We start from the raw sequence: 26386 nt of genomic DNA, 5'->3' as shown, positions 1-26386 counted from the left end.
GCCACCGATCACCCGAACGCGTGACGGCGCCAGGGGTTCATCACTTCGAACTGCCCGGCGACGGCGAGGAGCAGGGCCTCCGAGTCGGGCGGGCCGACCAGCTGCACGGCCACGGGCAGGCCGTCGGGGCGCACGCCGACCGGGACCACGATCGCCGGCAGGCCGGCCACGTTCCAGGGCGCCGCGTACGGCGCGTAGCGCATGCTCGCGCTCATGTTGGCCCGCCACGACCCGGTCGCGTGCCCGTCGGCCGGCGGCGGGGCGGTGGCCAGGGCCGGGGTGAGCAGCAGGTCGATCGACCGGTCGGCGAAGAAGCCGATGGACCGCTCGCGGAACGCGTCGCGCTGCGACTGGCGCACCAGCCCGCTGCGCATGGCCCACTTGCCGAGCCGGATGTGGCGCTGGGTGCGCGGCTGGAGCTGGGCCAGGTCGTAACTCCGCGACTCGACGTAGGCCGAGGCGAACCAGGTGGCCAGCGTGCCGACGCCGAGCGACTGCGGATAGGTCGGGTTGGCCGTGAGCGTGTCGTGCCCGGCCTGCACGAGCAGCTTGGACGCGGCGCTCACGGCGTCGGCGTTCGGCTCGTCGAGGCGGATGCCGGCCACCGGCGACCGGGTGGAGACGCCGATGCGCAGCCGGGACGGCTCGACCAGCTTGATCGGGTCGCGGCCGGCCAGCACCGAGAAGCCGACCGCGGCGTCCGCGACCGTGGTGGTGAGCATGCCGTTCTCGACCAGGCCGAACCAGTTGTCGATGCCCAGCTCGGCCGGGACCACGCCGCGGCCGGGCTTGAGGCCGACCAGGCCGCAGCAGGCGGCCGGGATGCGGATCGAGCCGAGACCGTCGTTGCCGTGCGCGATCGGCACCAGGCCGGCGGCCACCGCCGCGGCCGACCCGCCCGACGAGCCACCGGGCGTACGGTCGAGGTCCCAGGGGTTGCGGGTGGCGCCCTCGGCGTCGTCGGTGACCGCCCAGAGCCCCATCTCGGGCATCCGCGTCACGCCCACCACCACGGCCCCGGCGCCGCGCAACCTCCGTACGACCTCGTGATCCTCCTCGGCGACAGCCGAGCGCACCGCCGCCGAGCCGGACCAGACCGGAAGCCCGGCCACCGCGGTGTTCTCCTTGACCGCGACCGGAACGCCGGCCAGCGGAAGGTTGGCCAGATCCTCCTGGTCGTCGACCTTCTCGGCCTCGGTCATCGCCTCGCCCGCCCGCACCACCCGGAACGCGTCGAGCGACGGGTCGGTGATGGCGATCTGTTCGAGGTGGTCGGCGACGACCTGGGTGGCTGTCACATCACCGCGCCGCACCGCCCGGGCGATCTGCTTCGCGGTGGCTCCGACCCAGGTCGTCCCGTCCGTCATCTTTTCTCCGTAAATCAGCCCAATGCCTGCTCGAGGTCGGCGAGCAGATCGTCAACGGTCTCGATGCCGACAGACAGTCGCACGAGATCGGCGGGGACTTCAAGCGCGGAGCCCGCAGCCGACAGGTGTGTCATCTGACCCGGGTGCTCGATCAGCGACTCGACGCCGCCCAGTGACTCGGCGAGCACGAAGAGCTTCGTCTTGTTGCAGATCGCGATGGCCTGCTCGGGACCGCCGGCCGCCCGGAACGACACCATGCCGCCGAAGCGCTGCATCTGCTTGGCCGCGACCTCGTGGCCCGGGTGATCCTCCAGGCCCGGGTAGAGGACGCCGGCCACGGCCGGATGCTCCCGCAGGAATCCCACGATGCGCTCCGCGTTGTCGCAGTGCCGCTCCATCCGTACACCCAAGGTCTTGATGCCCCGAAGGGTCAGCCACGCGTCGAAGGGGCCGTTGACGCCGCCCATGGCGTTCTGATGGAAGGCGAGCTGGTCGCCCAGGTCGTCGGTCGCGGTGATCAGCGCACCGCCGACCACATCGGAGTGCCCGCCCAGATATTTGGTGGTCGAGTGGACGACGACGTCGGCGCCGAGCGTGATCGGCTGCTGGAGATACGGCGAGGCGAAGGTGTTGTCGACCACGAGCATCGCGTCGTACTCGTGGGCGAGACCGGCCAGCGCGGCGATGTCGGCCACGTTGAGCAGCGGGTTGGTCGGCGTCTCGGCCCAGATCAGCCGGGTGTGACCGGGCCGGAAGGCGGCGCGCACGGCGTCGAGGTTCTCGAGCGGCACCGCCGTCCAGTCCAGACCCCAGTTCTCCAAAACCTTGGAAAAGAGACGGAAGGTTCCGCCGTACGCGTCGTCGGGGATCACCACATGATCACCCGGCCGGCACACCGTGCGGAGCAGCGTGTCCTCGGCCGACAGCCCGCTGGCGAAGGCGAGACCGCGGCGGCCGCCCTCGATCGCGGCGAGGCACTCCTGGAGCGCGTCACGGGTCGGGTTGCTGGAGCGGCTGTACTCGTAGCCGAGACGCGGCGCGCCGACGGCGTCCTGGGCGTACGTGCTCGTCTGATAGATCGGAGGCACCACCGCGCCGGTCCGGGGATCCGGATCCTGGCCGGCGTGGATGGCGAGGGTGTCGAACCCGTAGTGGTTAGCCGTCATGCTGCGCAAGGCTAGTCTCAGCTGGTGGCAGACTGTGTGTTCTGTGGCATCGTGGCGGGGACGGTGCCCGCTTTCAAGGTCGTGGATTCCCCTGATGGGGTCGGTTTCCTCGATACGCGCCCGGTCTTCAAGGGCCACGTCCTTATCGTTCCCCGCGCCCATGTGGTGACGCTTCCCGATCTCCCACTTCACGATTTGCCCGGATTTTTCGGACTTGTGCAGCGGGTGGCGGCGGCTGTTCCGGTGGCCCTGGGTGCGCAGGGGACATTTGTGGCGAACAACAACGTGGTGTCGCAATCCGTGGCTCATCTCCACTTCCACGTTGTTCCCCGGACCAAAGGCGACGGACTGCGCGGGTTCTTCTGGCCACGGCACCGCTACGACAGCGACGAGGAAGCCACGTCGTACGCCTCGATGATCGAGAAACAACTGGGGTGACACCGGCGTTGCACAAATCGTGTTCCTACGATTCAAGAAACCCGAGCTGGTAACCCCCGACAAGGCCCTGCCGGGCCGCACGTTCGAAATGCCGGTCGCCGACGAGCACGTCGTCCTCGGCACCCCGCTCAAGGGACCATGGCCGGCCGGCTACGAGGTCGCGGTCTTCGGAATGGGCTGTTTCTGGGGCGCCGAGCGCATCTTCTGGCGCCTGCCCGGCGTCTACTCGACCTCGGTCGGCTACGCCGGCGGCTTCACGAAGAACCCGACGTACGAAGAGGTCTGCTCCGGCTCCACCGGCCACGCCGAGGTGGTTCAGGTGGTCTACGACCCCAGCAAGATCCAGTACGAGGACCTGCTGAAGGCCTTCTGGGAGAACCACGACCCCACCCAGGGCATGCGCCAGGGCAACGACGTCGGCACCCAGTACCGCTCCACGATCTACACCACCACGGACGCCCAGGCGGCCACGGCCAAGGCTTCCCTCGACGCCTTCCAGCCGATCGTCACCGCGGCCCGCCACGGCCAGATCACCACCGAGATCCGCCCCTTGGGCAGCTACTTCTTCGCCGAGGACTACCACCAGCAGTACCTGTCCGACGCGAAAAACCCCTACGGCTACTGCAACCACGGCCCCAACGGCATGACCTGCCCGGTCGGCGTGGCCCGCACAGCCTGATCAGTCGGTCGCCTTCGGATGGGCGGGCCCGGCGGCGACAACCCAGATGATGCGACGATCAGGATCAGGGCAGTACCAGATCCGGCCACCTGCGGTCACCTCGTACTGCCACTGCTCCAACGACTTGCCGCCGACTTCCCGAGAGGCGAGAGGTCCATAAAGTCGATGCTGCCGCGCTGGGTTGACCGGCGCGGTGGGTCGCTCGGTCAGAACGATCCACGCCTCCCAGGTGTTCGATCGAGCGGTCTGACAGAGGCTCTCCCAGCCCTTGGCGGCCTCGGAAGTGGCGAATCGCGCTTCCCAGCCGCCGGGCTTTCCCGGCGGTGCCACACGATCACCGCGCTTAGCGCTCATCGTCGTCGTCTTCCACCGGTGCGGGCACAACACCGAGGTCGTCGTCGACTGGGCCGCTCAACTGACGAAGAAGCTCAGGATCGGTGTAGACCATGGCGGTTGCTTTCCAGCCGCGGAGCAGATCGGCGAGCACCGACCACTGCCCCAGATCCGCGGAGATCCGGGCCGCCTTGGTGAACTCGGCGACGAACTGAGGCACGGACTCCTGCGGCAACAGGCTGAGCCACGGGAACTCGTCGGTCAAAGCCTCCGCGGCCGTCTCGGGCGAAACGTGAGCGAGAAGGTTCCGCAGGGCCCGCACCGTCGCGATGGCACCCTCCCCGGATGCGGCCATCCGGTCTTCGCGCGTCAGCAGGAGATCAGCACCGTCGCGTCGACGAACCCGCACGTCCCCCGCGTCGGCCAGAGCGGCGACGCTCTTGGGATCACGCTGGAGCTCGCTCCACTGCACTTCCTTGGCATCCACCCGTCAATTCTGAACTTTTTCAGAAGTCATCGCAAGAGGTATGCGAACTTGAGCCACCAGTAGCCTGAGCAGGTGGCGCCGCGCCCTCACCGCCCATTACGACTTGGTTCAACGCCTCGGCGGTCCGCTGAACGGTCGGGGCGAGCAGCTACGGCGGAGGCGCCGACAGGTTTGTCCGCATCGCGCCGGCGGACGGCGGGGCAGCCGCCTGCACGCCGAATGGGGCACCACCGGCGCCCGCCTCTCGCAGCGGCCGCTGTTGTTCCTGATCCACCACGGTCCCATGGGCCGGCTGATCTCGCGCCTGTGGGCCTCCAGCCTGGACCGCTACGCGCGCGGCGATCGTCACTGACGGGCGAAGTCCTCGCCCAGCAGCTCCCTGAGCCGGGCCAGCGCCCGCATGCTCCGCATCTTCACCACCGAGACGGAGACGTCCAGGATCTCGGCGACGGTCTCGACGCTGTGATCCTCCCAGTGCCGCAGGACCACGATGGCCCGGTCCCGCACCGGCAGGGTGGCCAGCGCCCGCATCAGCGTGACGTGCACTTCCGGGCCCGTCTCGGCCGGTTGACCGGGCCGGTCCGGCAGGTCGGCCGACACGACCTCGGCGCTGCTGCGCCGCTTGCGCTGGTCGAAGACCGCGTTCATCAAGACCCTTCGACTGTACGCCTGGAGGTCCACCGTGCGCCAGATACGCCCCCAGGACGCGTACATCCGGGCCAGCGTCAGCTGGGTGAGGTCTTGCGCCAGATGCCAGTCCCGGCACATCAGATAGGCGGTACGCCGCAGCCGCGGCGTCGCGGCCACCACGAACGCGGTGAACTCCTCGTCGCGTGAAGCCCGCCTCACGGGCACACCCCACCGATGACGTCCTGAACCCCGGGCCGCCCGGCGTAGACGGCGGCGAACTCCGAGAACTGCGACGGCCGAACCAGCTTCAGCCGAAACGAGGACGGCAGCGACGACTCGTCGACGGACGCCACGAATTCCGGGCTGTCGCTCCACAGATTCTTGAACCGCTCGTACGCCTGCCCCCGGCTCTCAAAACGCAGATCCCGAACAAGCGGATCGGCACGCAGAGCATCCCGGAGCGCATCCTGTTGCCCGTCGCTGACGTCCTCCCACAGAACGACGAAAACATCCGTGGCATCGTCGGACCCGGCCTGCCAGGCGCATCGCGGCTCCGCCTGAGCGATCAGCGCCAGAGCCGCCGGCACCGCCACCGGCGGCGGGTCAGCGGGCGCCGCGCCAAGATTGAGCCCCACCACAACAGCAACAAGGGCCGCCGCCGCCGACCCCCCAACCACCACCCCACGACGCCGCCGCCGCCGCCGAATACTCCGCCCCTGAGCCATCACCCGCGCCGCGACATCCCCGTCCGCGAAGGCGGGTTCGTCATCAAGCGCTTGATCGAAAAGCTCCTTCAGGTGCTCCGTCATGACACACTCGCTCCCGCTGTCGTCGGTGTCCTCCCCCTACATGACAGGCCGAGGCCAGCAATCGGTCACACGCTATTCGGACGTTCCGCCGGTACTGGTCGATCGACACCGGTGAAATCATCGGACACCATCATGCTGAACTCACTGCTGCCCGGGCTGCGGGAGATCAGGACACCGCTGGCGACCGGGTATCTCTGGCTGCTGAACCTGTGGGTGCTGTTCGGCGACCGGATGCCTCGTCAACGTCCGGCCGCCGGGCCTCTCGCGGGCCTGTGGGATCTCGCCGGCTATGCCGGGAAGGGCGCGGTCCTCGCCGCGCTCACTTTCACCGCCTACCTTGTCGGGTCGCTTGTGGAGCTCAACCCGCAACGGCTGTGGGCGCACGGCGGCCGCCCCGAGTTGCTGTCGCGGCTCCGTGATCTGTTCCGCCGCGGAGTCCTCAAGCGAGTCCGCGCGGTGCCGTTCTCCGCCCAGGCCGAGCGTGACCTTGTCACCTACTCGACGGAAGATCTCGGAAAAGTGATCGACAGCCGCTGGGCGGCAACCAAGCTCATCCAAAGCGTGATGCATGAAGAGCGGCAGTTGGCGACCCGGCTGCAAGCGCAGAATGCCGAGCTCTTCGGACGATACGATCGGCTTCTGGCCGAGAGCGCCTTCCGCCTGAATATCGCTCCGCCGCTGGTGTTGCTCCTGGCGCTGTTGTCGTGGAGATCGGCGCTGCCTGCCGGCATTCAGGCCCTTCTGATCATCCTGTCGCTGAGTTACGGCGCGATCCTGGTGTCACAGGCCGTGATGCGCGCCGTTCAATCACGCGACGTGATCGCGCAGGCCCTGGTCGTCGGGATCCTGGAGTCGAAGTCGCTGCCCCGGCCGGTCAGATCACCCGATGGCGCGGTCGGCGAGCCGAAACCAACCGTGGGGTGAGAGCCGCGAGGGCGGGCGGTGATTTCATGCGTCAGGGTGTAAAAGATCGACATGTCCCGACATCGTCCGCAGACTGGGGTCTGCAGAGCGGTACGCCGGGAGGTGAACCATGTCGTCCTTCTTCAATGACGAGGAACGTCATGCCTGGGATCTTGCCGAGTCGCTGGCCGAGCAGGCTCGGGCGATGATGCGGGAGGCCGAGGCGGCGCTCGAGACCTGGAAGACGGGCAAGGAGATGAACCGGCTTCGCTGTGCCCGTAAGGGGATCAGCGAATCGGATGCGGAGATTCGGTGGGCGGCGTCGGCCAACTCGAAGAACGCGCTGACCAACAACAGTTTCCATGTGGGGCTGGCGACCATGTATTACAGCGCCGCCTCGGCCGCCTATTCGCGGGCGCTTTACCTGCGGACCGTGCGCACCGCCCGGGTCTAGTCCTGTTCCTTGGCCGGCCGCGCCGGCTGCTCGGTCGCCATGGTGGCCGAGGGTGCGGATGACGACGGCGGGGCGGCCGAGGCCGGGCCGGTGAGCGCGAGGCCGAGGACGGCCCCGGCGCCGATCAGGCCGAGGCCGGCCAGGGACACCGGGCGGCGGTCGGGCTTCTCCACGCGTACCTCCAAGGGCGAAGTGACCCTCCACGATGCCCGAAGTTTCTGAGATCTCGCTGTGCGCAACCTGCTAATCAGTTCCCTGTGTTGGAACGTGAAAGTCGGGCACCATGAACACATGGAAACCGCCAGCGAAACGGAACTCAAATACGACGTGCCCGACGGCTTCGAGTTGCCGGATTTCGCCGGCGAGGCGGGCATCACCAGCACCGGCGGGGCCGAGACGCATGATCTCGACGCCACGTACTTCGACACCGACGAGCTGACCCTTCTGCGGCATCGGCGGACGCTTCGCCGGCGCAGCGGTGGCAGCGACGCCGGCTGGCATCTGAAGACGCCCGGCGAGGGCTTCAGCCGCAAGGAGCACCGGCTTCCGCTCAACGGCACGCCCGATCTCGTGCCGAGCGAGCTCGCCGGCCTGGTCCGGGCCATCATCCGGCGGCAGGACCTCAAGCCGATCGCCCGGCTGCGGACGCACCGGGTCGAGACGCCGCTCAAGAAGGCCGACGGCACCACGCTCGCGCTGATCGCTCAGGACCAGGTCATCGCCGAGCGCGACGGTCAGGAGCAGCGCTGGCAGGAGGTCGAGGTCGAGCTGGTGGACGGCAGCCCGGCCCTGCTGGCCAAGGTCGGCCGCCTGCTCGAGCGCGCCGGGGCGCGGCCCGCCGCCGGTCCCTCCAAGGTCGCCCGCGCTCTCGGCAACCCCCAACCGAGCAAAACCACCAAAACCCCCAAAAACCCGGTTCTGGCGTACGTGCGTGAGCAGCGCGACGCGATCACCGGATTCGATCCCGGCGTGCGCCAGGGTCAGGCCGAAGCCGTGCACAAGATGCGCGTCGGCACGCGGCGGCTGCGCAGCACCCTGAAGACCTTCAAGCGCAGCTTCGGCGACGCCCAGGAGATCGGCGACGAGCTCAAGTGGCTGGCCGACCTGCTCGGCGAGGTGCGCGACGGTCAGGTGCAGGAGCAGAAACTGCTGGCCGAGATCGAGGACGGGGATCGGTTCGCGCCGGTCGCGGCCCGCATCCGCGAGCACCTCGACGCCCAGGTCGAGCGAGGGCGGGCCGCCCTCGACGAGGCCCTGGAGAGCGAGCGCTACCTGGCCCTGCTCGACCGCATCGACCGGCTCGCCGAGCAGCAGACCACCGAGAAAGACCTGCTCAAGCGGGCCCGCAAGAGCCTGACCAAGGCCGACGCGCTGCTCGACCAGGCGCTCGCCGACGGCATCGATCACGAATTGCACGACGCGCGGAAGGCGTACAAGAAAGCGCGTTATGCCGTTGAGGTCTTCGCCCCGCAGGCTGGAAAGCCTGGGAAGCAGCTGGTCGACGCGCTGACCGACCTGCAGGACGTGCTCGGGGCCCATCAGGACTCGGTCGTGGCCCGCGAGTTGCTCGAAGAGATCGGCCAGGGCAGCGACGACGCGTTCTGGTTCGGTGTGCTCTACGGGCGCCAGGAGCAGGTCGGCGCCGAGACCCACGCCCAGCTGCCGCCGGTGGTCGAGGACTCGCGGAAGAAGAAGCTTCGGTCCTGGATCGGCTGATGTTCACTTTCGCTGGGTAAGTATGTCGGTCATGCAGGCGGAGGCGGAGTTCGAAGAGATCCAGGAGCAGGTCAGCGAGCCGTACGACGGTTCGATCGCCGAGCTCGACGGCTACCGGGTGGCCGACGACGATGACGACGACCCGGTGCTGCTCAATGCCGACGGCAGTCCGGTCGACACCTGGCGCGAGGACTATCCGTACGACGAGCGGATGTCCCGGCAGGAGTACGACCATCAGAAGCGGCTGCTGCAGATCGAGCTGCTGAAGCTGCAGAACTGGTGCAAGTCCAGCGGCGAGCGTCTCGTGATCCTCTTCGAGGGGCGGGACGCCGCCGGCAAGGGCGGCACCATCAAGCGCTTCATGGAGCATCTGAACCCGCGCGGCGCCTCCGTGGTCGCTCTCGAGAAGCCGAACGAGCGCGAGAGCAACCAGTGGTACTACCAGCGCTACATCAAGCACCTGCCGTCGGCCGGCGAGATCGTGCTGTTCGACCGGTCCTGGTACAACCGGGCCGGCGTGGAGCGGGTCATGGGTTTCTGCACCCGGGCCGAATATCTCGAGTTCATGCGGCAGACCCCGGAGCTGGAGCGGATGTTCGTCCGCTCCGGCATCCACCTGGTCAAGTTCTGGTTCTCGGTCACCCAGCGGGAGCAGCGCACGCGCTTCGCGATCCGCCAGGTCGATCCCGTCCGCCAGTGGAAGCTCTCCCCCAACGATCTGGCCTCCCTGGACAAGTGGGGCGACTACACGGAGGCCAAGGAGGCGATGTTCTTCTACACCGACACCGCCGACGCGCCGTGGACCGTGGTGAAGAGCAACGACAAGAAGCGGGCCCGGCTCGAGGCGATGCGCCACGTGCTCAACCGCTTCGACTACGAGAACAAGGACGTCGAGGTCGTCGGCACCCCCGACCCGCTGATCGTCGGGCCGGCCTCGCTCGCGGTCGAAGGGACCGAAATGTCCCCGCGCGTATTCCCTCGTCTGTAGTGATTCAAAAAGCATTGGCGAAGGGGCATTCGGCTGGTTAACGTAGCCGTACACGTGAAGGGAGGTGGTCCGAAGTTGTATAGCAACGGGACTCGTGAGGTGGCTGTCCGCTAGCCGCTGTCCTCGACAGCTTCGTTTGTAGTACGTCGAGACCGTGTGGCAGCGGTGCGGCGAATATCAGACAGCCACCCGACCCCTGGGGATCCGGCCTTGTCCGACCGGACCACGCATTCGTGCGTGGAAGTCCCCAGGGGTCGCTTCATCTCGGGGGCTTGATCATGCGCGAGCTCGTGGTCCTGGGGTCGGCCAGCCAAGTGCCGACACGGCATCGGAACCACAACGGCTACCTGCTGCGCTGGGACGACGAGGTGATCCTCTTCGACCCGGGCGAGGGCACCCAGCGCCAGATGCTGTTCGCCGGCCTCGCGGTCACCCCGATCAAGCGCATCTGCATCACCCACTTCCACGGCGATCACAGCCTGGGCCTGCCCGGCATCCTCCAGCGCATCTCGCTCGACAAGGTGCAACATCCGGTCACGGTCCACTACCCCGGCGCCGGCCAGGAGTTCTACGACCGCCTGCGGCACGCCACCAGCTACTGGGACAACGCCGAGATCGTGGCTTCGCCGATCGAGGGCGCGAGCTTCTCGGCGGAGACCTCGGCCGGGCGCCTCACGGCTCTGCCGCTCTGGCATTCCCTTCCGACGTACGGGTATCGACTCGACGAACCATCGGCGCGGCGCATGATTCCCGAGCGGCTGGCCGAGCACGGCATCTCCGGCCCCGCGGTGGGCGCCCTGCAACGCGACGGCCGGGCCGGCGACGTGACGCTGGAGCAGGTCAGCGCCGAACGGCCGGGCCAGAGCTTCGCCTTCATCATGGACACCGGACTCACCGACGCGGTCTACGCGCTGGCCGAGGGCGTCGACCTGCTGGTCATCGAGTCGACGTTCCTGACCGAGGACGCGGAGATGGCGGCCATGGTCGGCCATCTGACGGCGGCTCAGGCAGCCTCGGTGGCGCGCGAGTCGGGCGTACGCAAACTGCTGTTGACTCATTTCTCGCAGCGCTACGCCGACCCGCGACGTTTCCTCGACGAGGCCGCGGCCGAGTTCGCCGGCGAAATCGTGATCGCGGAAGACCTCATGCGCGTCCCCGTGCCGGCGAGGCGCCCGGCTACGGTCGAGCGATGAGCCTGTCCCTCCGTACGGCCGAAGAATTCGATCTTTACGCGGTGGGAGCCCTGCACCAGCGCTCGCGAGTCGCGGCCTACGCCCACATCCTGCCCGCCGAGGTGCTGGAGGCGAGGTCCGAGGAGGGCTTCCGCGAGTGGTGGGCCGAGCGCTGGAAGTGGGAACGCGACACCCACGAGATGACGGTCGCCGTCCTGGACGGCGAAATCGTCGGTTTCACGTACGTCGGCCCGAGCGAGACCCCGTCTTCGGCGGAGCTGTACGCGATCCACGTGGCCCCTTCAGCGGTCGGCACCGGCGTGGGGCGAGCCCTGATGCGCAACGCGCTGGACCAGTTGCGCAGGCTGGGCGCGCCCCGCGCGGTCCTCTGGGTCCTGGAGGACAACGCCGTGGCCCGCCGCTTCTACGAGCGAGGCGGCTGGACTCCCGACGGCGCCGACCGCACGGAGCCGATCAACGGCGTCCCGGTCCGCCAGTTGCGCTATGCGCTGCCGCTTTGATCATTGACCCTCGCCCCAGCCATGGTTAGCCTACCCTAACTAGGGACCTTGAGCCGGCCCTGGAGAACTTCGGCGCGCCCGGTCTTGCCGGGTCGGGCGCGCCGAGGATCAAAAGCGCCCCGCTCCGAGCTCAAGAACGTAGCTCGGAATGCCAGTCGGCGAACCTGGCGCGCACTGCCGCAAGATCTTCTGCCGACGCGCCGTACAAGTCGAAGTCGGCGTCGGTGATGCGGCGTAGCGACCCGATGGCGTCAGCGAATCTGGCGCGGTCGAAACCGCCGTCCGCCGCTGCGGCTAGATCGAGCAGTCGCTCGCGGGTGTAACGGCCGCTTTGAATGGCCGCGTCCACATCGAGAAAATCTCGCGCCTCGGCCCGGCCGAACAGCGCGCACATCTTGTTGGCGACGGCATCGTCCGGATGGAGCACGGGACCGACGCTGAGGAGAACGGGATTGTGGGCACGCTAATCGGCCGACAGTTCGAGCTTCTCCGGGTCCGACCCGGGTCGATCGTGAAGTAGCAACCGAGCGAATGTCTCGTTTCGGATGGCCACCGAACGGTGTATCCGTGAGATGTCAAAGCAGCGATCACCGTCTCGACCGCCAAGGGGAAATCGCCGCGGCGCTGCCAGTCGGTGAACAGATCAATATCGTCACTGAGGCGATGACCCATGCCATGGGCGCTGACCGCATAGCCTCCGGCCAGGGCGAACCCGTAGGTGCCGGCGACTTCCAGGGCGATTCGAGTGATCCGGGTGTGGCGGGGATCCACCGTCAGGCCGCCGGATCGTAGCGGCGGTGGCGCAACTCCGGGAAACGATCCTCCCACTTGCCACGCAGCGCGACGGGGAGCCACATGGACGACCAGAGGTCCAGCAACGTTGCCCGATCGAGGTAGCGGCTCAAGTCGTCGGAGGTAGCGGCCTCGTTGAGAACCGTGCGGTAGAGATCGGCGATCCGGCCCGGCTGGTCGAGGTCGTATCGGGAGTTGCCGGACCATTTGAGGTGCCGCGGCAGCACGACGATGCCGGTGGTGGGGCCGGTGAGGGAATCCAGCCGCTCGGGCACGACGACGGGCTTCGCGTAGCCCCGCACGGGAGGTCGCTGTTCCGCTGTCATCTTGCCCTCCTTCGCCGCTGACCCTACCGCTTGATCAGGTCGCCGAGGTGGCGCTCGCCCTCTCACATCGACCGGGGACGGCTCAGGCGTACGGGTCGGTGATCTCTCGCAGGTCGGTGAGGATCTCGCGGAGCTGGGCTACGTGAGCCGCACCCAGGTGGGCGGTCCACTCGGCCTCGACCTCGGCGACCATCTCGGCGGCCAAGGGGATGGCCTGGGCGCCTCGCGGGGCGATGCGGACGAGGCGGGCCCGGGCGTCGGTCGGGTCCGGGACGCGCTCGACGTAGCCGGCCTTGGCCAGCTGGTCGACCAGGAAGCCGGCGGACTGCTTGGTGATCTGGGCCTGCTCGGCCAGGTCGGTGAGGCGGCTGCCGCCGGAGGCTATGCGCTGGAAGACGCGGGCCTGGGCGGGGGTGAAGTCGTCGAAGCCGGCCGCGGCCAGCGCCGCGAACACTCGGGCCTCCATCGAGCGGTACGGGATGAGCAGGAGCAGTCCGAGATTCAGCGGTTCGGGGGTCACCGGAACCCTTCCTTTGGTCAGTCTCTCTGACTAAATTAGTAAGAGAGACTGACCATGTCAACGGAGGCGCGGCCATGGACGAGCAGACCAGTTGGACAGTCATCACCGAGCAGCGGCTGGTCCTCGCCGACCTGCTCGACGGCCTGACCGCGGCGGAGTGGGAGAGCCCGTCGTTGTGCGCCGGGTGGCGGATCAGGGATGTGGCCGCGCACGTGGCCACGGCCCCGCAACCGCCGGGAATGGCCGTCATGCTCGGCGCGGCGGTCCGCGGTCGCGGCAGCTTCAACCGGGTGAACCACGACATGGCCGTGCGGCACGCGGCCCGCCCACCCGGCGAGATCGTGGCGGAGTTGCGCCGGCATGCCTCGTCGCGCCGCCTGCCGGCGGTGACGAACTACCGCAACATCGTTCCGGACGTGCTGGCGCACAGTCAGGACGTCGCCATTCCCCTGGGTCGCGACCTGCCGATGCCGGTCGCCGCGGCGCGGGCGGCGGCGGAACGGGTGTGGACCATGGGCTGGCCGTTCTGGGCGCGGCGCCGACTGCGCGGCGTGCGGCTGACCGCGACCGACATCGACTGGTCGGTGGGCGCCGGCGAGCCGGTGACCGGGCCGATCGCCGCGTTGGTGCTCCTGCTCACCGGCCGCACCGAGGCCGCCCGGCCTCACATCGCCGGACCGGTATGAGACTTCACCTGGCGACAGCTTCTGTGGATTTGCCCGGCGACAGGCCGCGAGGGGCCGATCGGCTGACGACCATGCGGGTGGCCTGGATGGCGGTGATGTCGGTGGTCGGGTCGCCGTCGACGATCAGCAGGTCGGCCTGCAGACCGGCGCGGAGCCGGCCGGTGCGGTCGGCCAGCCCGCAGACCTCGGCCGCCTTGCTGGTGGCCGAGGCGAGCGCGGCCGCCGGCGTCACACCGGCGGCGACCAGCTCGACGATGGCCGTGGGCAGCAGGCCGTGCCGCTTGACCGGGTTGATGCCGGAGTCGACGCCGCTGACGAACGACACGCCGGCCGCGTGCAGCTCGCCGATCTGCGCCAGCCGCTGCTCGAGGGTGACGCCGACACGCTCGGCCAGGGCCATCAGCGCCGGTGGCAGCGCCGCCAGCGCGTCCAGGTCGTGGCCGAGCGTCGGACCGACCACGATGCCGGCCGCGGCGATCGCGGCGGCGAGCTCCGGCGGCGTGACCATGCCGCCGGCGGTGAGGCAGGAACAGTGCTCGATGCCGTCGACTTCCGCCGCGACGCATTGCTCGACGGCGGCCAGCGCATGAGCGTGCGCGGTGACCGGCAGGCCGAGGCGGTGCGCCTCGTCGACCACGGCCCGCAGCTCGCCGAGGCTGAACTGGCAGGCCCGGATGTCGGTGCCGGGCGTCATCACGCCGCCGCTCGTCATGACCTTTACCAGGTCGGCGCCCCGCTCGGCCCGCTCCCGAACGGCCCGGCGCAGGGCGTCGATGCCGGACGCCTCGCCGCCCATCGCGGCGCAGTGTCCGCCCGGGCTGGTGATCGGTGGGCCGGCGGCCACGACGGCCGGACCGCGGGGACGGTCGCGATGCCTGTCGACCACGCTCCACTGGTGGTCACCAAGGTCTCGGACGGCGGTGACGCCGGCCGCGAGCTGTGCGGCGAGCGCCGCCTCGATGGTCTGGTCGATCTCGTCCGCGCTCAGGCCGGGCAGCCGGTCGAGGGCGTCGGGCTGATCGTTGCCGCACAGGTGGCTGTGCGCGTCGATGAGCCCGGGCAACAGGGTGGTGACGGGCAGATGGGTCACCGGGCAGCCGTCCGGAGCCGCCGCCGAGGCGGGCTGAACGCCGGCGATCACGCCGTCGCGGACGATCACCAGCGCGCCGCCGGTCATCAGCCGCTCGCCGTCGAAAGCCGTGTCCGCGCGGAAAGCCTCCATGCCCGGACCGTACTACAGTTGCCATGAGAAGCACTACGATTGTAGTGTGCCGATATGGCGAGCCGACGCGACCAGCTTCTCGACGCCGCGATCACCGTCCTCGGTGAGCGCGGCATGCACGCGCTCACCCACCGCTCCGTCGACGCGCAGGCCGGGCTCTCGTCCGGTTCCACCTCCAACTACTTCCGCACCCGCGACGCGCTGCTCGACGCGGTGGTGGAGCGGTTCGCCGAGCGCGAGCGGGCGCTGTGGGAGGACCTCGCGATGCGGATGTACCCGACGACCCCGCACGAGCTCGCCCAGGTGCTCGTCGCCGCGGCCAAAACCTCGACCGGGGCGCAGCGCACGCTGGTCCTGGCCCGCTACGCGATCCTCGTGGAGGCGGGCATCCGCCCGGCCATCCGCGCCCAATTGCTGGCCACCGGCGGGCGGGTCAACACCTGGTTCATGACCTGGTTGCGCGTTGCCGGCTCGACCGATCCCGAGCGCGATGCTCCCATCATCATGAACCACTACACCGGCGTGGTCCTGCACGACCTGGCCCTGCCCGACCCCGCGTTCGATCCCACCGACCAGATAACCGCGCTGGTCACGACCGTGATCCCGGCGAAGCCCGCGGAGGTGCCGACGTGAACACCGACCAGATCTGGCACACCATCGACGCGCAGCGCGCCGCCCTGTGCGACCTCCTCGCCGCGCTCGACGACGATCAATGGCGCCGGCCGTCGCTCTGCACGGACTGGACCGTCCGCGACGTCGCCGCCCACCTGACGCTTCAGCAACTCGGTCCCGGCGCCGTGCTCGGCCAGATGGTCAAGTGGCGGGGCACCATCGACCGCACCACGGCCCATGTCGCCCGAGTTCGCGCGGCCGCCCTGACCACCGAACAGATCGTCGCCGAGATCCGGGGCACGATCGGCTCCCGCCGGCACATCTTCGGCGTCACCCGCCTGGAAACCCTCTGCGACATCCTGGTGCACAGCCAGGACATCGCTCTCCCGCTCGGTCTCCGCCTCGACCTGCCGGCCGACGCCGCCGCGGTCGCGGCCACCCGGGCGTTGACCATGCGCTGGCCGCCGCCGCTGCCGGCGACGAAGAAGATGACCGGCTTCCGGCTCACCGCGACCGACACCTCCTGGTCGGCCGGCGACGGCCCCACCGTTCAGGGGCCGATGGCCGCCCTCCTGCTGGTGTGCTGCGGCCGCCTCGCCGCGCTGCCGCAACTCTCCGGCGACGGAGCCGCCGAACTCACCGCCCGAACAGCTTCCGGCCGTCAGTAACCGTTGGTTGGGCGGGAGCGCGTGACCGATGTGGAACGGGGGAACCTGTGGTCACGCACTCCCGCCAACCGCCCCGCCCGAACCGGGGGTCGCGCCTGGCCGGAGGCGCTGGACCGGCGGAGGCGTGCCGGTCCTGGCCAGTTCAAGGGCGGGTCCTGATGCGGGAGATCGCGGCGCTGGCGGGGCGCAGCGAACTCACCGCCGGTGTGACGTCGCCGGGCTGCTAATCCGGGGGAGGTCAAGCGGACGGCGACGTCGGAAGATTCAGTTGAAGTAGCCGGTGTTGCGGGGCCGGTGGTTCATGGCCGGCAGCGCCCGGATGCTGTTCAGGTCGTGGCGGACGGTCCACGCTTCCCGCCAAGGCCGCCGCGAGGCCGCCTCGGCCCTCTCGGCGAGCCGCCGCGGGGCGCACGGCCAGCGCCATCCACACCAGACACAGTTCCCGTCGTGGCCCGCCCCGGTGTGCTGCCCGAGCATGCTCTGGGCGTCCCGCCACAGCAGGCGGTCCACAATGTCGGCCGGGACCGGCCGGTCGGCGATGACCATTCCTCACCCCCGCTCGTCATACGTCCGTCACGACTCATACAACCGCCCGGCGCCATCGGCCGGTCGGACTTTCTGTGCGACTGCCGCGACTATGCGTGACGGACAAGTGTTCGCCATGGGCGGACGCCTGTCGGGCATCGATGCTCGTCCGGGCACTGTTGAGACCGTCATGGATACCGAACACACGGGTGTCGAATCCGGGGCACTCGATGCCTACAGCCGTGTGGTGACCGGCGTCGCCACCAAGCTTCTGCCCTCCGTGGCCGCCCTGTCGGTCCGTACCGCCCGCGGCGCCGGCGCCGGCTCGGCGGTCACCTTCACCGACGACGGTTTTCTCCTGACAAATGCCCACGTCGTGGCCGGCGCCAACGGCGGCACGGCCACCTTCGCCGACGGCACCGAGACCACGTTCGACGTGGTCGGCGCCGATCCGCTCTCCGACCTGGCCGTGGTCCGGGTGCACCACCCGGGCGCGCCCGCCGCGCCGCTCGGCAACGCCGACGATCTGAAGATCGGCCAGCTGGTCGTGGCCGTCGGCAACCCGATGGGCCTGGCCGGGTCGGTGACCGCGGGCGTGGTCTCCGGGCTCGGCCGTTCCCTGCCGGCCCGCGACGGGCACCGGGTGCGGATCATCGACAGCGTCATCCAGACCGACGCCGCCCTCAACCCGGGCAACTCGGGCGGGGCGCTGGCCGACTCGACCGGCACGGTCGTCGGCATCAACACCGCGGTCGCCGGATACGGCCTCGGCCTGGCCGTGCCGATCAACGCCACCACACGGTCGATCGTCGGCGAGCTGGTGGCCTCGGGCCGGGTGCGGCGCGCCTGGCTGGGGGTCGCGGGCGTGCCCGCCCCGCTGCCGCCGCAGCTGGCGGCCCGGATCGACCAGAAGCTCGGCCTGCGGGTGGTGGAGGTCGTCCCGGGCAGCCCGGCCGGCAAGGCCGGGATCTACCTGGGCGACGTGCTGCTCACGGCCGGCGGCAAGCCGATCCAGACCGTGCAGGAGCTCCAGCGGCTGATGCTGGGCCCGGCCATCGGCCAGCAGCTGCCGATGACCCTGCTGCGCAAGAACGCCCTGGTGGATGTGGTGACCGTGCCCGCCGAGCTGGAATAGGCGGGCGCGGTCACAGGGGTCAGGACAGGTGGGCCAGCAGGTCCTGGCGGGTCAGCACGCCGGCCGGCTTGCCGTCGATCAGGACCATGGCCGCGTCGGCCTTTTCGAGCAGGGCGACGGCCTCGCTGACGGGCTGGCCGCCGCCGATCATGGGAAGCAGGTCGCCCATGTGGCGCTCGATCGTGTCGTGCAGGTGGGCCTGGCCGGTGAACAGGGCGTCCAGCAGCGCCTTCTCCGCTATCGAGCCGGCCACCTCGCCCGTGACCACCGGCGGCTCGGCCTTGAGCACGGGCAACTGCGAGACGCCGTACTCCCGCATGTAGTCGATGGCGTCGCGGACCGTCTCCGTCGGGTGGACGTGGATCAGGGGCGGCATGGCGCCGCCCTTGCCCTCGAGGGCGTCGGCCACGGTGGGCTGGCCCTCCACGGTGCGCAGGAAGCCGTACCGCGCCATCCAGTCGTCGTTGAAGATCTTCGACAGGTAGCCGCGGCCGCCGTCCGGCAGCAGGACCACGATGACGTCGTCGGGGCCGGCCTTGCGGGCCACCTCGAGCGCGGCCACCACGGCCATGCCGCAGGAGCCGCCGACCAGCAGGCCCTCCTCGCGGGCCAGGCGCCGGGTCATCTCGAACGAGTCCGAGTCGGAGACCTCGATGATGTCGTCGGCCAGCGACCGGTCGTACGTGGTCGGCCAGAAGTCCTCACCGACGCCCTCGACCAGGTAGGGCCGGCCGGTGCCGCCGGAGTAGACCGAGCCCTCGGGGTCGGCCCCGATGACGCGCACCGGGCCCTGCTCCTTGAGGTATTTGCCGACGCCGGTGATCGTGCCGCCGGTGCCGACACCCGCGACGAAGTGGGTGATCCGGCCCTCGGTCTGCTTCCAGAGCTCGGGACCGGTCTGCTCGTAGTGCGAGCGGGGGTTGGCCTGGTTGCTGTACTGATCGGGCTTCCAGGCGCCCGGGATCTCGCGGGAGAGCCGGTCGGAGACGTTGTAGTAGGAACGCGGGTCCTCGGGCGCCACTGCCGTGGGGCAGACGACGACGTCGGCGCCGTACGCCTTCAGGACGTTCCGCTTGTCCTCGCTGACCTTGTCGGGGCAGACGAAGACGCACTTGTAGCCGCGCTGCTGCGCGACGAGGGCGAGACCGACACCGGTGTTACCGCTGGTCGGCTCGACGATGGTGCCTCCGGGCTTCAGAAGGCCGGCCTCCTCGGCGTCGAGCACCATCCGCAGGGCGATCCGGTCCTTGACCGAACCGCCCGGATTGAAGTACTCGACCTTGGCCAGCACCGTGGCGGCGATGCCCTCGGTGACCCGGTTCAGCTTGACCAGGGGGGTGTCCCCGATGATGTCGACGACGTTGTCGTAGTAGCGCACGCTTTAGACTACGACGATCCGGTCCTGCTGCCTCTCCCACTCCAGGAAGCGCTCGGTCTCGGCCAGCACCGCCCCGGCCAGCCAGGCGACCATCACGGCGTCGTCGGCGAGCCCGAGGACGAACAGGAAGGCCTCCGGGACGAAGTCGATCGGCGAGACGACGTACACCGTGGCCGCCGTCATCAGGGCCAGGCGCATCCCGCCGTCGTACTTGCCGCTCGCGGTGGCCTTGAGCATGCGCGGAATGGCCGCGACCCGCTTGCTCAGGGACGGCCCGCCCCGGGCCCCGGACACGAGAGCCTTGGTCAGGGCGCTGAACGCCGCCGCACGTTTCAGTGTTTTCGCCATGGTGTTCCCCTCTCCGCTACTCCAGCATGACTTGGGCGCGCCATGATTACCTCTCGCGGCCGCGCGTTAGATTCGTAGTTCCCTACTGACGTTGTTTTGACCCGACGGCGAGGGAGCCCGTGAGCACCATCCAGATCACCGCAGACGACTGGCGCAGGATCAAGCTGGCCGGGCGGGTCCTCGGCGGCGTGACGGGCGCGCTGGCCGGGCTGACCGCGGTGTCGGCCGGCCTCCTGCTCCGCCAGGCCGCGGACGCGCGGCGTGTCATTCCCATGGCCGAGGCGCCCCCGCCGCGGGGCGACGGCGTCTACGGCGCGAAATTCGGCGGCCGGCCGCTCACCATGGTCATCCTCGGCGACTCGTCGGCGGCCGGCTACGGCGTGCACCGTCCCCGCGAGACACCCGGGGCGCTGCTGGCCATCGGCGTGTCGCGGCGGCTGCGCCGTCCCGTGCGGCTGCATCGCCTGGCGGTGGTCGGGTCCATGTCGTCCGGCCTGCCGTACCAGGTGGACGCCGCCCTCGAGCACGAGCCCGAGGTGGCCGTGATCCTGATCGGCGCCAACGACGTCACGCATTATTCGGACCGGTCCGGCGCCGTACGCCATCTGGGCGAGGCCGTGCGGAGGCTGCGCGCCACCGGCTGCAAGGTCGTGGTGGGCACGTGCCCCGACATCGGCGCCATCCAGCCGATCAAGCCGCCGCTGCGCTGGCTGGCCCGCAAGTGGAGCCGCGACCTGGCCGCCGCCCAGACGGTGGCCGTGGTCGAGGCCGGCGGGCGCACGGTCTCGCTGGGCAACCTGCTGGGCCCGATGTTCGTCGCCGATCCGGTGCGGATGTTCAGCTCCGACCGTTTCCACCCCTCCGCCGAGGGGTACGCCCGTGCGGCGGCGGTCGTGATGCCGACGCTGATGGCCTCGCTCGCCGACGACTCCCCGCGGCCGGCCGCCGGTGTCGGCGGTCTGGAGGAGGCCGCGCACGAGGCGGTGCGAGCGGCCGGCACGGAGGTGAGCGCGCAGGGGCGCTGGGCCGTCCTGCGGCGTCATCCCTGGTTCGGCGAGACGCGGCACTGGTTCGGTCACCGCCGTGCCCCGGCGCCGAGCGCCGTAGGGTGGACCCCAGAGGATCAATAGCAGGGAGGCGAGAGATGGCGGGGCTCAACGCACGGATCGGCAGGGCCACGGCCACCGGTCTGCTCGCCGGCGCCGTGGGCGGTGCCGCCCTGCTGGTCGGCGAGGTTCTCGCGGCCAAGGCGCGGCGATACGCGAAACCGACGATGGGCCTGGCCTTGCGCACGTCGATGGGCCGCGTGTCGGCTCCGCCGCTGCGCCTGGTGCTGCTGGGCGACTCGGCGGCGATCGGCGTGGGCGTGGAGTGGCTCTCCGAGACGGTCGGCGGCCAGCTGGCCCGGCTGCTCGCCGAGGGCACGGCCGACACCGGCGAGCGGCATGTGCTGCTCTCCAGCGTGGGCGTGGCCGGCTCCCGCTCCTCCGACCTGGGCACGCAGGTGGCCCGGGCTCTGCTCGGCGACCGGCCCGACGTGGCCGTGGTGCTGATCGGCGCGCACGACGCGACGAGCCTGCGCAGCCCCGAGGAGTCGGCGGCCCAGCTCGGCACGGCGGTGCGCCGCCTGCGCGACGCCGGCGTCCGGGTCGTCGTCGGCACGTGCCCCGACCTGGGCGCGCTGCGGGCCATCGCTCCCCCGCTGCGGCAGGTGGCCGGCCTGATGGGCCGCCGCATGGCGAAAGCGCAGGCCAAGGCGGTCACGGCGGCCGGCGGCGCGGTGGTCGACCTGGCCGAGGAGACGGGCGCGGTGTTCCGGGCCGACGCGGGCACGCTCTGCTACGACGGCTTCCACCCTTCGGCCGATGGATACCGGGTGTGGGCACACGCCCTCTACCCCGCTGTGGTCAAGGCCGCGATGTCGTCCGTCCAATAAACAGATGTGACGAATTTGCACTTCCGGTGAAAGTTACCGGCGAGTTAAATTGGCTCCATGCCGGAAGCCGTCATCGTCGCCACCGCCCGATCGCCCATCGGCCGCGCCGTCAAGGGCTCGCTGAAGGATCTGCGCCCCGACGACCTCGCCACGACCATCATCGACGCGGCCCTGAGCAAGGTGCCGCAGCTCGACCGGACCCTGATCGAGGACCTCTACCTCGGCTGCGGACTCCCCGGCGGCGAGCAGGGCTTCAACATGGCCCGCGTGGTCGCCACCCAGCTCGGCCTCGACGGCCTGCCCGGCGCCACCGTCACCCGGTACTGCTCGTCGTCGCTGCAGACCACCCGCATGGCGTTCCACGCCATCAAGGCCGGCGAGGGCGACATCTTCCTGTCGGCCGGCGTCGAGACCGTGTCCCGCTTCGCGCGGGGCAGCTCCGACGGCCTCCCACCCGAGGCGCGGGCGCTGGTCGGCGGCGGCTGGGAAAACCCGAAGTTCAAAGACGCCCGGGCCCGCACCAAGTCGTTCGGCGAGGGCGGCCGCACCTGGCACGACCCGCGCGAGGACGGCCTGCTGCCGGACGTCTACATCGCGATGGGCCAGACCGCGGAAAACCTCGCCCAGCTCAAGGGCGTCAGCCGCGAAGAGATGGACGAATTCGGCGTACGCAGCCAAAACCTCGCCGAGAAGGCCATCGCCGACGGCTTCTGGCAGCGCGAGATCACCCCGGTGACGCTGCCCGACGGCACTGTCGTCTCGGCCGACGACGGCCCCCGCCCCGGCGTCACCATCGAGGGCGTGTCGCAGCTCAAGCCGGTGTTCCGCCCCGACGGCCGGGTGACGGCCGGCAACTGCTGCCCGCTGAACGACGGCGCCGCCGCGGTGGTCATCATGAGCGACACCAAGGCCCGTGAGCTGGGCATCACCCCGCTGGCCCGGATCGTCTCGACCGGCGTCACCGCGCTCAGCCCCGAGATCATGGGCCTGGGCCCGGTCGAGGCCTCGAAGCAGGCCCTCAAGCGGGCCGGCATGACCATCGACGACGTCGACCTGGTCGAGATCAACGAGGCCTTCGCGGCCCAGGTGATCCCCTCGTACCAGGACCTGGGCATCCCGATCGACAAGCTGAACGTGAACGGCGGCGCCATCGCGGTCGGCCACCCGTTCGGCATGACCGGCGCCCGCCTGACCGGCACCCTGCTCAACTCGCTCGACTGGCACGACAAGTCGATCGGCCTGGAGACGATGTGCGTCGGCGGTGGCCAGGGCATGGCGATGGTCCTGGAGCGTCTCAGCTAGGACCCACGGATTCCCGCCGGGTCCGGCCTGCCACGAGCGGCCGGGCTCGGCGGCATTATTTTCAGAGGCTTGATCTTCAGAGGCTTTGCCGTACGGCGTCGACCTCGGCCAGCGCCTCCTGAAGGGCACCGGCGGGGACGTCGTCCGCAATCACGCGCAACTGGTCGGGCAGGACCAGGTCGGACTCGCGCGGCACCACCCGGCGCGGCCGGCCCTCGGCGTCGGCGGCCAGGTCGGCCAGGCGCTGGACCAGGGCGTACACCCGGTCGCCGCGCCCCTCGGCCCGCCAGCGGGGCGCCTCCCAGTGCCGCACCTGGTTGAGCAGCCGGTCGACGGAGGTCGCGAAGTCGGTCACCGGAAGAACATAGAACAGCGCCCGGGCCGAGGGGAGTCGGCCCGGGCGCTGCCGGTCAAGCGTGGAGATCAGTCGTCGCCTTGCAAGAAGCTCAGCAGGCGCAGGATCTCGAGGTAGAGCCAGACGAGGCTGACCAGGATGCCGAAGGCGGCGACCCAGGAGTAGCGCTGCGGAAGACCCATCCGCACGCCCTCCTCGACCTCGTTGAAGCTCAGGATGAAGCTGAGCGCGGCCACCACGATGCAGACGATGCTGAAGACATAGCCGAGGGGGCCGTTGTCACGCAGGCCGGTGTTGAAGCCGAACAGCGACAGCACCAGGTTGATCAGGATGACGGCGAACAGGCCGCCCATGACGGCGATCAGGCCGCGCGTGAACTTGGGCGTCGCCCGGATCACGCGGGTCTTGTAGAGCACCGCCATCAGGAAGAAGACGCCGAAGGTGGCCGTCACCGCCTGCAGGATGATGCCGTCGTATCCGAAGAACTCCTGGTACGTCTTCGAGACCATGCCGACGAAGACGCCCTCGACGACCGCGTAGGTCACCACGAGCGCCGGGTTGGCCATGCGCGAGAACGAGATGACGAAGCCCAGGATGAGGCCGACGATCGCGGCGCCGATCCAGGCGGCTCCGGTGGCCGAGTCGGGCACCACGTTCCACGCGACGACGGCGGCGATGCCGGTGATGCCGAGCAGCGTCACCGTCTTGACGACGACGTCGTCGACCGTCATCGGGCGCACGGCGGGCGGAGCGGCGGGGTAGTCCGGCGTCGTCGGGTACGGCTGACCGTAACCCGGGGCGCCGGCGGGGCCGTAAGCCCCGTACCCGGCCGTACGCTCGCGCTCGGCCGCCTGGCCGAGGCGTGAGAGCACCGGGTTTGAAGTCTTCACTGTGTCCAGCCTCCCTTGAGGTTGAGGCACGAGGTAATGGCACCTTGACGTGCTCTTCCAGGGTACGGGCAAGAGTCACTTCTCGGCGCTGCGCGTGCCTGTGAACCAGCTGAACGTGAAACTGTGAAGTTACTGAAACCGGTCGATCGCGGACAGGGCGAGTTCGGTGAAACCGTTGGTCAGGAGCACGACGGCGATGGCGGTCAGCAGGATCCCGGCGATCCGGTCGAGGATCCCCGCCGCGGCCGAGGAGATCCGGCGCTCGACGTGGCCGGCCGCATAAAGAGTCAGACCCGTGACTATGGCGTACGCCAGGGCGGCGACCGACAGGAGCAGCCGGCCCGTGACGCTGCCGACGTCGGCCGAGGCCGCCACCCCGAACGCGAAGGTCGTACCGCCGACGGTCAGAGGGAACGTGATCGGGGTGAACAGGACGGACTTAGCGGGTTTGCCCGATTCGGAAGAGGCGGCCGAGGAGGCGGTGGGAACCGGCACCTTGCCGGTCATGAGCGGGACCGCGGCCAGGATCAGGGCGATGCCGCCGGTCGCGGTCAGCGCCGCCGTGCTGATGCCGAGCAGCTCCAGCAGCGGCTCGCCGACCCAGATCGCCAACAGGACGAAGACGACCACGTTGACGACCAGGCCCAGGGAGAGCCGCAGCTGCTCGGCGTGCGTGTACGGGCGGACGATCGGCAGGTACGACGACAGCGCCGCCACCGGGCTGTAGAGGGCGAACAGCGCCAGGAAGAGAACCAGCGCGTCGTACTTGAAGGACATCTCAGAAGTCGACTGCGTCGCGGATCAGCGGACACGTCATGCAGTGCCCGCCACCACGCCCGCGGCCCAGCTCGGCCCCGACGATCGTGATGACCTCGACGCCGGCCTGGCGCAGCAGGGTGTTGGTCTGCGTGTTCCGGTCGTACGTGAAGACCACCCCCGGCTCGACCGCCACCGCGTTGTTGCCGCTGTCCCACTGCTGGCGCTCGGAGGCGTACACGTCGCCGCCGGTCTCGATCACCCGCAGCTGCTTGAAGCCGAGCGACTCGGCCACCACGTCGACGAAGCGCTGGCCCTCGTTGTCGATCACGTCGACGCCCCAGGAGCCGGGCACCAGCGTGAACGGGTGGATCCCGTCGACGATGTTCGGGTACAGGGTGACCACGTCGCGGTCGGCGAAGGTGAACACCGTGTCCAGGTGCATCGCGGCCCGCAGCTTGGGCATGCCGGCCACGATCACCTTCGAGGCCGCGCCGTTGGCGAACAGCGACTGCGCGACCTGGGTGATGGCCTGCCGCGACGTGCGCTCGCTCATGCCGACCAGCACCACGCCGTTGCCGACCGGCATCACGTCGCCGCCCTCGAAGGTGGCCAGGCCCCAGTCCTTCTCCGGGTCGCCCCACCAGATCTTGGAGCCAACGTAGTCGGGGTGGAACTCGTAGATCGCCTTCATCAGCAGGGTCTCGTCGTGCCGGGCCGGCCAGTAGAGCGGGTTGAGCGTCAACCCTCCGTACAACCAGCAAGTGGTGTCCCTGGTGTAAAGGGTGTTGGGCAGCGGCGGCATGAGATATTCGCGGACGCCGGTCGCCTCGCGGGCCAGCGAGACGTAGGCCGACTTGCGGAACTCGGCCGGCAGGTCCGACGTGGCCAGTCCGCCGATCAGGAACTCGGCGAGCTCGCGCGGTGCGAGCTCCTCGAGGAAGGCGCGGGTGTCGTCGAGCAGGCCGAGGCCGACCTCGTTCGCAATGATCTTGCGGTCGAGCAGCCACGTGCGGGCCTCGGGGATCGCCATCGTCGCGGCCAGCAGCTCGTGCAGCTCGACCACCTCGACGCCGCGGTTGCGCAGCTTGTTGACGAAGTCGGCATGGTCGCGCTGCGCGTTCTCCACCCACATGACGTCGTCGAAGAGCAGGTCGTCGGCGTTGCCCGGGGTGAGCCGGCGGTGGGCCAGCCCGGGTGCGCAGACCAGCACCTTGCGCAGCCGGCCGACCTCTGAGTGGACTCCGTGTTCCATGTCAACTCCCTGGTGAG

Annotated in this window: 32 protein-coding genes and 1 pseudogene; 15 read left to right on the top strand and 18 right to left on the bottom strand. The window is 69.7% G+C overall.

Going from position 1 to position 26386, the window contains the following annotated elements:
- Positions 1 to 8: 8 nt before the first annotated feature.
- Both CRP55_RS09320 and CRP55_RS09315 read right to left on the bottom strand, forming a co-directional pair.
- On the bottom strand, positions 9 to 1367 hold the full coding sequence (locus CRP55_RS09320; RefSeq protein ID WP_097319294.1) for an amidase: 1359 nt from the start codon (positions 1365 to 1367) through the stop codon (positions 9 to 11).
- A 14-nt stretch (positions 1368 to 1381) separates the two neighbouring features.
- Positions 1382 to 2533 (bottom strand): cystathionine gamma-synthase, encoded by a 1152-nt coding sequence (locus tag CRP55_RS09315; protein WP_097319293.1) that lies wholly within the window; start codon positions 2531 to 2533, stop codon positions 1382 to 1384.
- A 24-nt stretch (positions 2534 to 2557) separates the two neighbouring features.
- On the opposite strand from CRP55_RS09315, the gene CRP55_RS09310 reads away from it, so the two are divergent.
- Together CRP55_RS09310 and msrA are read left to right on the top strand one after the other, a co-directional pair.
- Positions 2558 to 2971, top strand: a complete 414-nt coding sequence (locus tag CRP55_RS09310) for an HIT family protein (protein WP_097319292.1) — start codon at positions 2558 to 2560, stop codon at positions 2969 to 2971.
- A gap of 19 nt (positions 2972 to 2990) precedes the next feature.
- Positions 2991 to 3650 (top strand): peptide-methionine (S)-S-oxide reductase MsrA, encoded by a 660-nt coding sequence (msrA, locus tag CRP55_RS09305; protein WP_097319291.1) that lies wholly within the window; start codon positions 2991 to 2993, stop codon positions 3648 to 3650.
- On the opposite strand, the gene CRP55_RS09300 is transcribed toward msrA, so the two are convergent.
- The 4 genes from CRP55_RS09300 to CRP55_RS09285 all read right to left on the bottom strand — a co-directional run bounded on the left by CRP55_RS09300 (position 3651) and on the right by CRP55_RS09285 (position 5909).
- On the bottom strand, positions 3651 to 4004 hold the full coding sequence (locus tag CRP55_RS09300) for a hypothetical protein (protein WP_097319290.1): 354 nt from the start codon (positions 4002 to 4004) through the stop codon (positions 3651 to 3653).
- Positions 3994 to 4470, bottom strand: coding sequence for a hypothetical protein (locus tag CRP55_RS09295; RefSeq protein ID WP_143234500.1), 477 nt, complete (start codon positions 4468 to 4470; stop codon positions 3994 to 3996). The genes CRP55_RS09300 and CRP55_RS09295 overlap by 11 nt, the downstream gene beginning before the upstream one ends.
- Positions 4471 to 4815: 345 nt before the next feature.
- Entirely contained in the window at positions 4816 to 5319 is a 504-nt protein-coding gene (locus tag CRP55_RS09290) for a SigE family RNA polymerase sigma factor (protein ID WP_245922894.1), read from the bottom strand.
- Positions 5316 to 5909 (bottom strand): permease-like cell division protein FtsX, encoded by a 594-nt coding sequence (locus tag CRP55_RS09285; RefSeq protein WP_097319287.1) that lies wholly within the window; start codon positions 5907 to 5909, stop codon positions 5316 to 5318. Before CRP55_RS09285 ends, CRP55_RS09290 begins: the two co-directional genes overlap by 4 nt.
- A gap of 132 nt (positions 5910 to 6041) precedes the next feature.
- On the opposite strand from CRP55_RS09285, the gene CRP55_RS09280 reads away from it, so the two are divergent.
- Positions 6042 to 6833: a hypothetical protein gene (locus CRP55_RS09280; protein WP_143234499.1), complete on the top strand. Its 792-nt coding sequence runs from the start codon at positions 6042 to 6044 to the stop codon at positions 6831 to 6833.
- 109 nt (positions 6834 to 6942) lie between these two features.
- On the top strand, positions 6943 to 7266 hold the full coding sequence (locus CRP55_RS09275; RefSeq protein WP_097319285.1) for a hypothetical protein: 324 nt from the start codon (positions 6943 to 6945) through the stop codon (positions 7264 to 7266).
- Here CRP55_RS09275 and CRP55_RS52870 read toward each other — a convergent pair.
- A complete protein-coding gene (locus CRP55_RS52870; RefSeq protein WP_179855099.1) occupies positions 7263 to 7439 on the bottom strand; it encodes a hypothetical protein in 177 nt (58 codons plus the stop codon). The genes CRP55_RS09275 and CRP55_RS52870 overlap by 4 nt on opposite strands.
- A gap of 118 nt (positions 7440 to 7557) precedes the next feature.
- Between CRP55_RS52870 and CRP55_RS09270 the strand changes: the two genes are divergently transcribed.
- From CRP55_RS09270 to CRP55_RS09255, 4 genes are all read left to right on the top strand, one after another.
- A complete protein-coding gene (locus CRP55_RS09270; RefSeq protein ID WP_097319284.1) occupies positions 7558 to 8982 on the top strand; it encodes a CYTH and CHAD domain-containing protein in 1425 nt (474 codons plus the stop codon).
- Between the two features lie 31 nt (positions 8983 to 9013).
- Positions 9014 to 9970, top strand: a complete 957-nt coding sequence (gene ppk2, locus CRP55_RS09265; RefSeq protein WP_097319868.1) for a polyphosphate kinase 2 — start codon at positions 9014 to 9016, stop codon at positions 9968 to 9970.
- A 278-nt stretch (positions 9971 to 10248) separates the two neighbouring features.
- On the top strand, positions 10249 to 11163 hold the full coding sequence (locus tag CRP55_RS09260) for a ribonuclease Z (RefSeq protein WP_097319867.1): 915 nt from the start codon (positions 10249 to 10251) through the stop codon (positions 11161 to 11163).
- The gene (locus CRP55_RS09255; protein WP_097319283.1) at positions 11160 to 11663 is read left to right on the top strand and encodes a GNAT family N-acetyltransferase; all 504 of its coding nucleotides are present in this window, start codon (positions 11160 to 11162) and stop codon (positions 11661 to 11663) included. The genes CRP55_RS09260 and CRP55_RS09255 overlap by 4 nt, the downstream gene beginning before the upstream one ends.
- A 130-nt stretch (positions 11664 to 11793) precedes the next feature.
- Here the strand turns inward: CRP55_RS09255 and CRP55_RS56455 are convergent.
- The 3 genes and pseudogenes from CRP55_RS56455 to CRP55_RS09240 all read right to left on the bottom strand — a co-directional run bounded on the left by CRP55_RS56455 (position 11794) and on the right by CRP55_RS09240 (position 13301).
- Positions 11794 to 12434, bottom strand: a pseudogene (locus CRP55_RS56455) (nucleotidyl transferase AbiEii/AbiGii toxin family protein).
- A 2-nt stretch (positions 12435 to 12436) separates the two neighbouring features.
- Positions 12437 to 12781: a hypothetical protein gene (locus CRP55_RS09245; protein WP_097319282.1), complete on the bottom strand. Its 345-nt coding sequence runs from the start codon at positions 12779 to 12781 to the stop codon at positions 12437 to 12439.
- An 82-nt stretch (positions 12782 to 12863) separates the two neighbouring features.
- Positions 12864 to 13301 carry a MarR family winged helix-turn-helix transcriptional regulator gene (locus CRP55_RS09240; protein ID WP_218854266.1) on the bottom strand — a complete coding sequence of 146 codons (438 nt, stop codon included), beginning with the start codon at positions 13299 to 13301 and terminating at the stop codon, positions 12864 to 12866.
- Between the two features lie 74 nt (positions 13302 to 13375).
- On the opposite strand from CRP55_RS09240, the gene CRP55_RS09235 reads away from it, so the two are divergent.
- Positions 13376 to 13987, top strand: coding sequence for a maleylpyruvate isomerase family mycothiol-dependent enzyme (locus tag CRP55_RS09235; protein ID WP_097319281.1), 612 nt, complete (start codon positions 13376 to 13378; stop codon positions 13985 to 13987).
- Positions 13988 to 13991: 4 nt separating this feature from the next.
- On the opposite strand, the gene CRP55_RS09230 is transcribed toward CRP55_RS09235, so the two are convergent.
- Positions 13992 to 15209: an amidohydrolase family protein gene (locus tag CRP55_RS09230; RefSeq protein ID WP_097319280.1), complete on the bottom strand. Its 1218-nt coding sequence runs from the start codon at positions 15207 to 15209 to the stop codon at positions 13992 to 13994.
- Positions 15210 to 15263: 54 nt separating this feature from the next.
- Here CRP55_RS09230 and CRP55_RS09225 point away from each other — a divergent pair, with 54 nt between their 5' ends.
- Positions 15264 to 15842 (top strand): TetR/AcrR family transcriptional regulator, encoded by a 579-nt coding sequence (locus tag CRP55_RS09225; RefSeq protein ID WP_097319279.1) that lies wholly within the window; start codon positions 15264 to 15266, stop codon positions 15840 to 15842.
- On the top strand, positions 15839 to 16489 hold the full coding sequence (locus tag CRP55_RS09220) for a maleylpyruvate isomerase family mycothiol-dependent enzyme (RefSeq protein WP_097319278.1): 651 nt from the start codon (positions 15839 to 15841) through the stop codon (positions 16487 to 16489). Before CRP55_RS09225 ends, CRP55_RS09220 begins: the two co-directional genes overlap by 4 nt.
- A gap of 264 nt (positions 16490 to 16753) precedes the next feature.
- Here the strand turns inward: CRP55_RS09220 and CRP55_RS09215 are convergent, their stop codons facing one another.
- Positions 16754 to 17035, bottom strand: coding sequence for a hypothetical protein (locus tag CRP55_RS09215; RefSeq protein WP_097319277.1), 282 nt, complete (start codon positions 17033 to 17035; stop codon positions 16754 to 16756).
- Between the two features lie 169 nt (positions 17036 to 17204).
- Between CRP55_RS09215 and CRP55_RS09210 the strand changes: the two genes are divergently transcribed.
- Positions 17205 to 18149 (top strand): S1C family serine protease, encoded by a 945-nt coding sequence (locus tag CRP55_RS09210; protein WP_097319276.1) that lies wholly within the window; start codon positions 17205 to 17207, stop codon positions 18147 to 18149.
- 19 nt (positions 18150 to 18168) lie between these two features.
- On the opposite strand, the gene CRP55_RS09205 is transcribed toward CRP55_RS09210, so the two are convergent.
- Positions 18169 to 19527 carry a cystathionine beta-synthase gene (locus CRP55_RS09205; RefSeq protein WP_097319275.1) on the bottom strand — a complete coding sequence of 453 codons (1359 nt, stop codon included), beginning with the start codon at positions 19525 to 19527 and terminating at the stop codon, positions 18169 to 18171.
- A 3-nt stretch (positions 19528 to 19530) separates the two neighbouring features.
- The gene (locus CRP55_RS09200) at positions 19531 to 19875 is read right to left on the bottom strand and encodes a YkvA family protein (RefSeq protein ID WP_097319274.1); all 345 of its coding nucleotides are present in this window, start codon (positions 19873 to 19875) and stop codon (positions 19531 to 19533) included.
- A gap of 119 nt (positions 19876 to 19994) precedes the next feature.
- Between CRP55_RS09200 and CRP55_RS09195 the strand changes: the two genes are divergently transcribed.
- The 3 genes from CRP55_RS09195 to CRP55_RS09185 are packed head-to-tail and all read left to right on the top strand — an operon-like array spanning position 19995 to position 23113.
- Complete coding sequence (locus CRP55_RS09195) at positions 19995 to 21005, top strand: SGNH/GDSL hydrolase family protein (RefSeq protein WP_179855102.1); 1011 nt, start codon at positions 19995 to 19997, stop codon at positions 21003 to 21005.
- Between the two features lie 14 nt (positions 21006 to 21019).
- Positions 21020 to 21811, top strand: coding sequence for an SGNH/GDSL hydrolase family protein (locus tag CRP55_RS09190; RefSeq protein ID WP_097319273.1), 792 nt, complete (start codon positions 21020 to 21022; stop codon positions 21809 to 21811).
- Positions 21812 to 21868: 57 nt separating this feature from the next.
- Complete coding sequence (locus tag CRP55_RS09185; RefSeq protein ID WP_097319272.1) at positions 21869 to 23113, top strand: acetyl-CoA C-acetyltransferase; 1245 nt, start codon at positions 21869 to 21871, stop codon at positions 23111 to 23113.
- A gap of 76 nt (positions 23114 to 23189) precedes the next feature.
- On the opposite strand, the gene CRP55_RS09180 is transcribed toward CRP55_RS09185, so the two are convergent.
- From CRP55_RS09180 to CRP55_RS09165, 4 genes are all read right to left on the bottom strand, one after another.
- A complete protein-coding gene (locus CRP55_RS09180) occupies positions 23190 to 23468 on the bottom strand; it encodes a hypothetical protein (RefSeq protein ID WP_097319271.1) in 279 nt (92 codons plus the stop codon).
- A gap of 68 nt (positions 23469 to 23536) precedes the next feature.
- Positions 23537 to 24358: a Bax inhibitor-1/YccA family protein gene (locus CRP55_RS09175; protein WP_097319270.1), complete on the bottom strand. Its 822-nt coding sequence runs from the start codon at positions 24356 to 24358 to the stop codon at positions 23537 to 23539.
- Positions 24359 to 24487: 129 nt separating this feature from the next.
- The gene (locus CRP55_RS09170; RefSeq protein ID WP_097319269.1) at positions 24488 to 25135 is read right to left on the bottom strand and encodes a MarC family protein; all 648 of its coding nucleotides are present in this window, start codon (positions 25133 to 25135) and stop codon (positions 24488 to 24490) included.
- A 1-nt stretch (position 25136) separates the two neighbouring features.
- Positions 25137 to 26369 (bottom strand): arginine deiminase, encoded by a 1233-nt coding sequence (locus tag CRP55_RS09165; RefSeq protein ID WP_097319268.1) that lies wholly within the window; start codon positions 26367 to 26369, stop codon positions 25137 to 25139.
- Positions 26370 to 26386: the final 17 nt, after the last annotated feature.

Origin of the sequence: Paractinoplanes atraurantiacus (genome assembly GCF_900215205.1) — a bacterium.
Lineage (GTDB): Bacteria > Actinomycetota > Actinomycetes > Mycobacteriales > Micromonosporaceae > Actinoplanes > Actinoplanes atraurantiacus.
The sequence above is the reverse complement of the archived record's forward strand: the minus strand, read 5'-3'. Positions and strand labels throughout refer to the sequence as shown.

Excerpts from the sequence above, each read along its gene's own strand:
- CRP55_RS09215 (WP_097319277.1), bottom strand. The coding sequence starts at position 17,035 with ATGGTCATCGCCGACCGGCCGGTCCCGGCCGACATTGTGGACCGCCTG.
- CRP55_RS09320 (WP_097319294.1), bottom strand. The coding sequence starts at position 1,367 with ATGACGGACGGGACGACCTGGGTCGGAGCCACCGCGAAGCAGATCGCC.
- ppk2 (WP_097319868.1), top strand. The coding sequence starts at position 9,014 with ATGCAGGCGGAGGCGGAGTTCGAAGAGATCCAGGAGCAGGTCAGCGAG.
- CRP55_RS09200 (WP_097319274.1), bottom strand. The coding sequence starts at position 19,875 with ATGGCGAAAACACTGAAACGTGCGGCGGCGTTCAGCGCCCTGACCAAG.
- CRP55_RS09245 (WP_097319282.1), bottom strand. The coding sequence starts at position 12,781 with ATGACAGCGGAACAGCGACCTCCCGTGCGGGGCTACGCGAAGCCCGTC.
- CRP55_RS09225 (WP_097319279.1), top strand. The coding sequence starts at position 15,264 with ATGGCGAGCCGACGCGACCAGCTTCTCGACGCCGCGATCACCGTCCTC.
- CRP55_RS09235 (WP_097319281.1), top strand. The coding sequence starts at position 13,376 with ATGGACGAGCAGACCAGTTGGACAGTCATCACCGAGCAGCGGCTGGTC.
- CRP55_RS09285 (WP_097319287.1), bottom strand. The coding sequence starts at position 5,909 with ATGACGGAGCACCTGAAGGAGCTTTTCGATCAAGCGCTTGATGACGAA.
- CRP55_RS09165 (WP_097319268.1), bottom strand. The coding sequence starts at position 26,369 with ATGGAACACGGAGTCCACTCAGAGGTCGGCCGGCTGCGCAAGGTGCTG.
- CRP55_RS09315 (WP_097319293.1), bottom strand. The coding sequence starts at position 2,533 with ATGACGGCTAACCACTACGGGTTCGACACCCTCGCCATCCACGCCGGC.
- CRP55_RS09230 (WP_097319280.1), bottom strand. The coding sequence starts at position 15,209 with ATGGAGGCTTTCCGCGCGGACACGGCTTTCGACGGCGAGCGGCTGATG.
- CRP55_RS09170 (WP_097319269.1), bottom strand. The coding sequence starts at position 25,135 with ATGTCCTTCAAGTACGACGCGCTGGTTCTCTTCCTGGCGCTGTTCGCC.
- CRP55_RS09210 (WP_097319276.1), top strand. The coding sequence starts at position 17,205 with ATGGATACCGAACACACGGGTGTCGAATCCGGGGCACTCGATGCCTAC.
- CRP55_RS09280 (WP_143234499.1), top strand. The coding sequence starts at position 6,042 with ATGCTGAACTCACTGCTGCCCGGGCTGCGGGAGATCAGGACACCGCTG.
- CRP55_RS09275 (WP_097319285.1), top strand. The coding sequence starts at position 6,943 with ATGTCGTCCTTCTTCAATGACGAGGAACGTCATGCCTGGGATCTTGCC.
- CRP55_RS09255 (WP_097319283.1), top strand. The coding sequence starts at position 11,160 with ATGAGCCTGTCCCTCCGTACGGCCGAAGAATTCGATCTTTACGCGGTG.
- CRP55_RS09185 (WP_097319272.1), top strand. The coding sequence starts at position 21,869 with ATGCCGGAAGCCGTCATCGTCGCCACCGCCCGATCGCCCATCGGCCGC.
- CRP55_RS09300 (WP_097319290.1), bottom strand. The coding sequence starts at position 4,004 with ATGAGCGCTAAGCGCGGTGATCGTGTGGCACCGCCGGGAAAGCCCGGC.
- CRP55_RS09190 (WP_097319273.1), top strand. The coding sequence starts at position 21,020 with ATGGCGGGGCTCAACGCACGGATCGGCAGGGCCACGGCCACCGGTCTG.
- CRP55_RS09260 (WP_097319867.1), top strand. The coding sequence starts at position 10,249 with ATGCGCGAGCTCGTGGTCCTGGGGTCGGCCAGCCAAGTGCCGACACGG.
- CRP55_RS09270 (WP_097319284.1), top strand. The coding sequence starts at position 7,558 with ATGGAAACCGCCAGCGAAACGGAACTCAAATACGACGTGCCCGACGGC.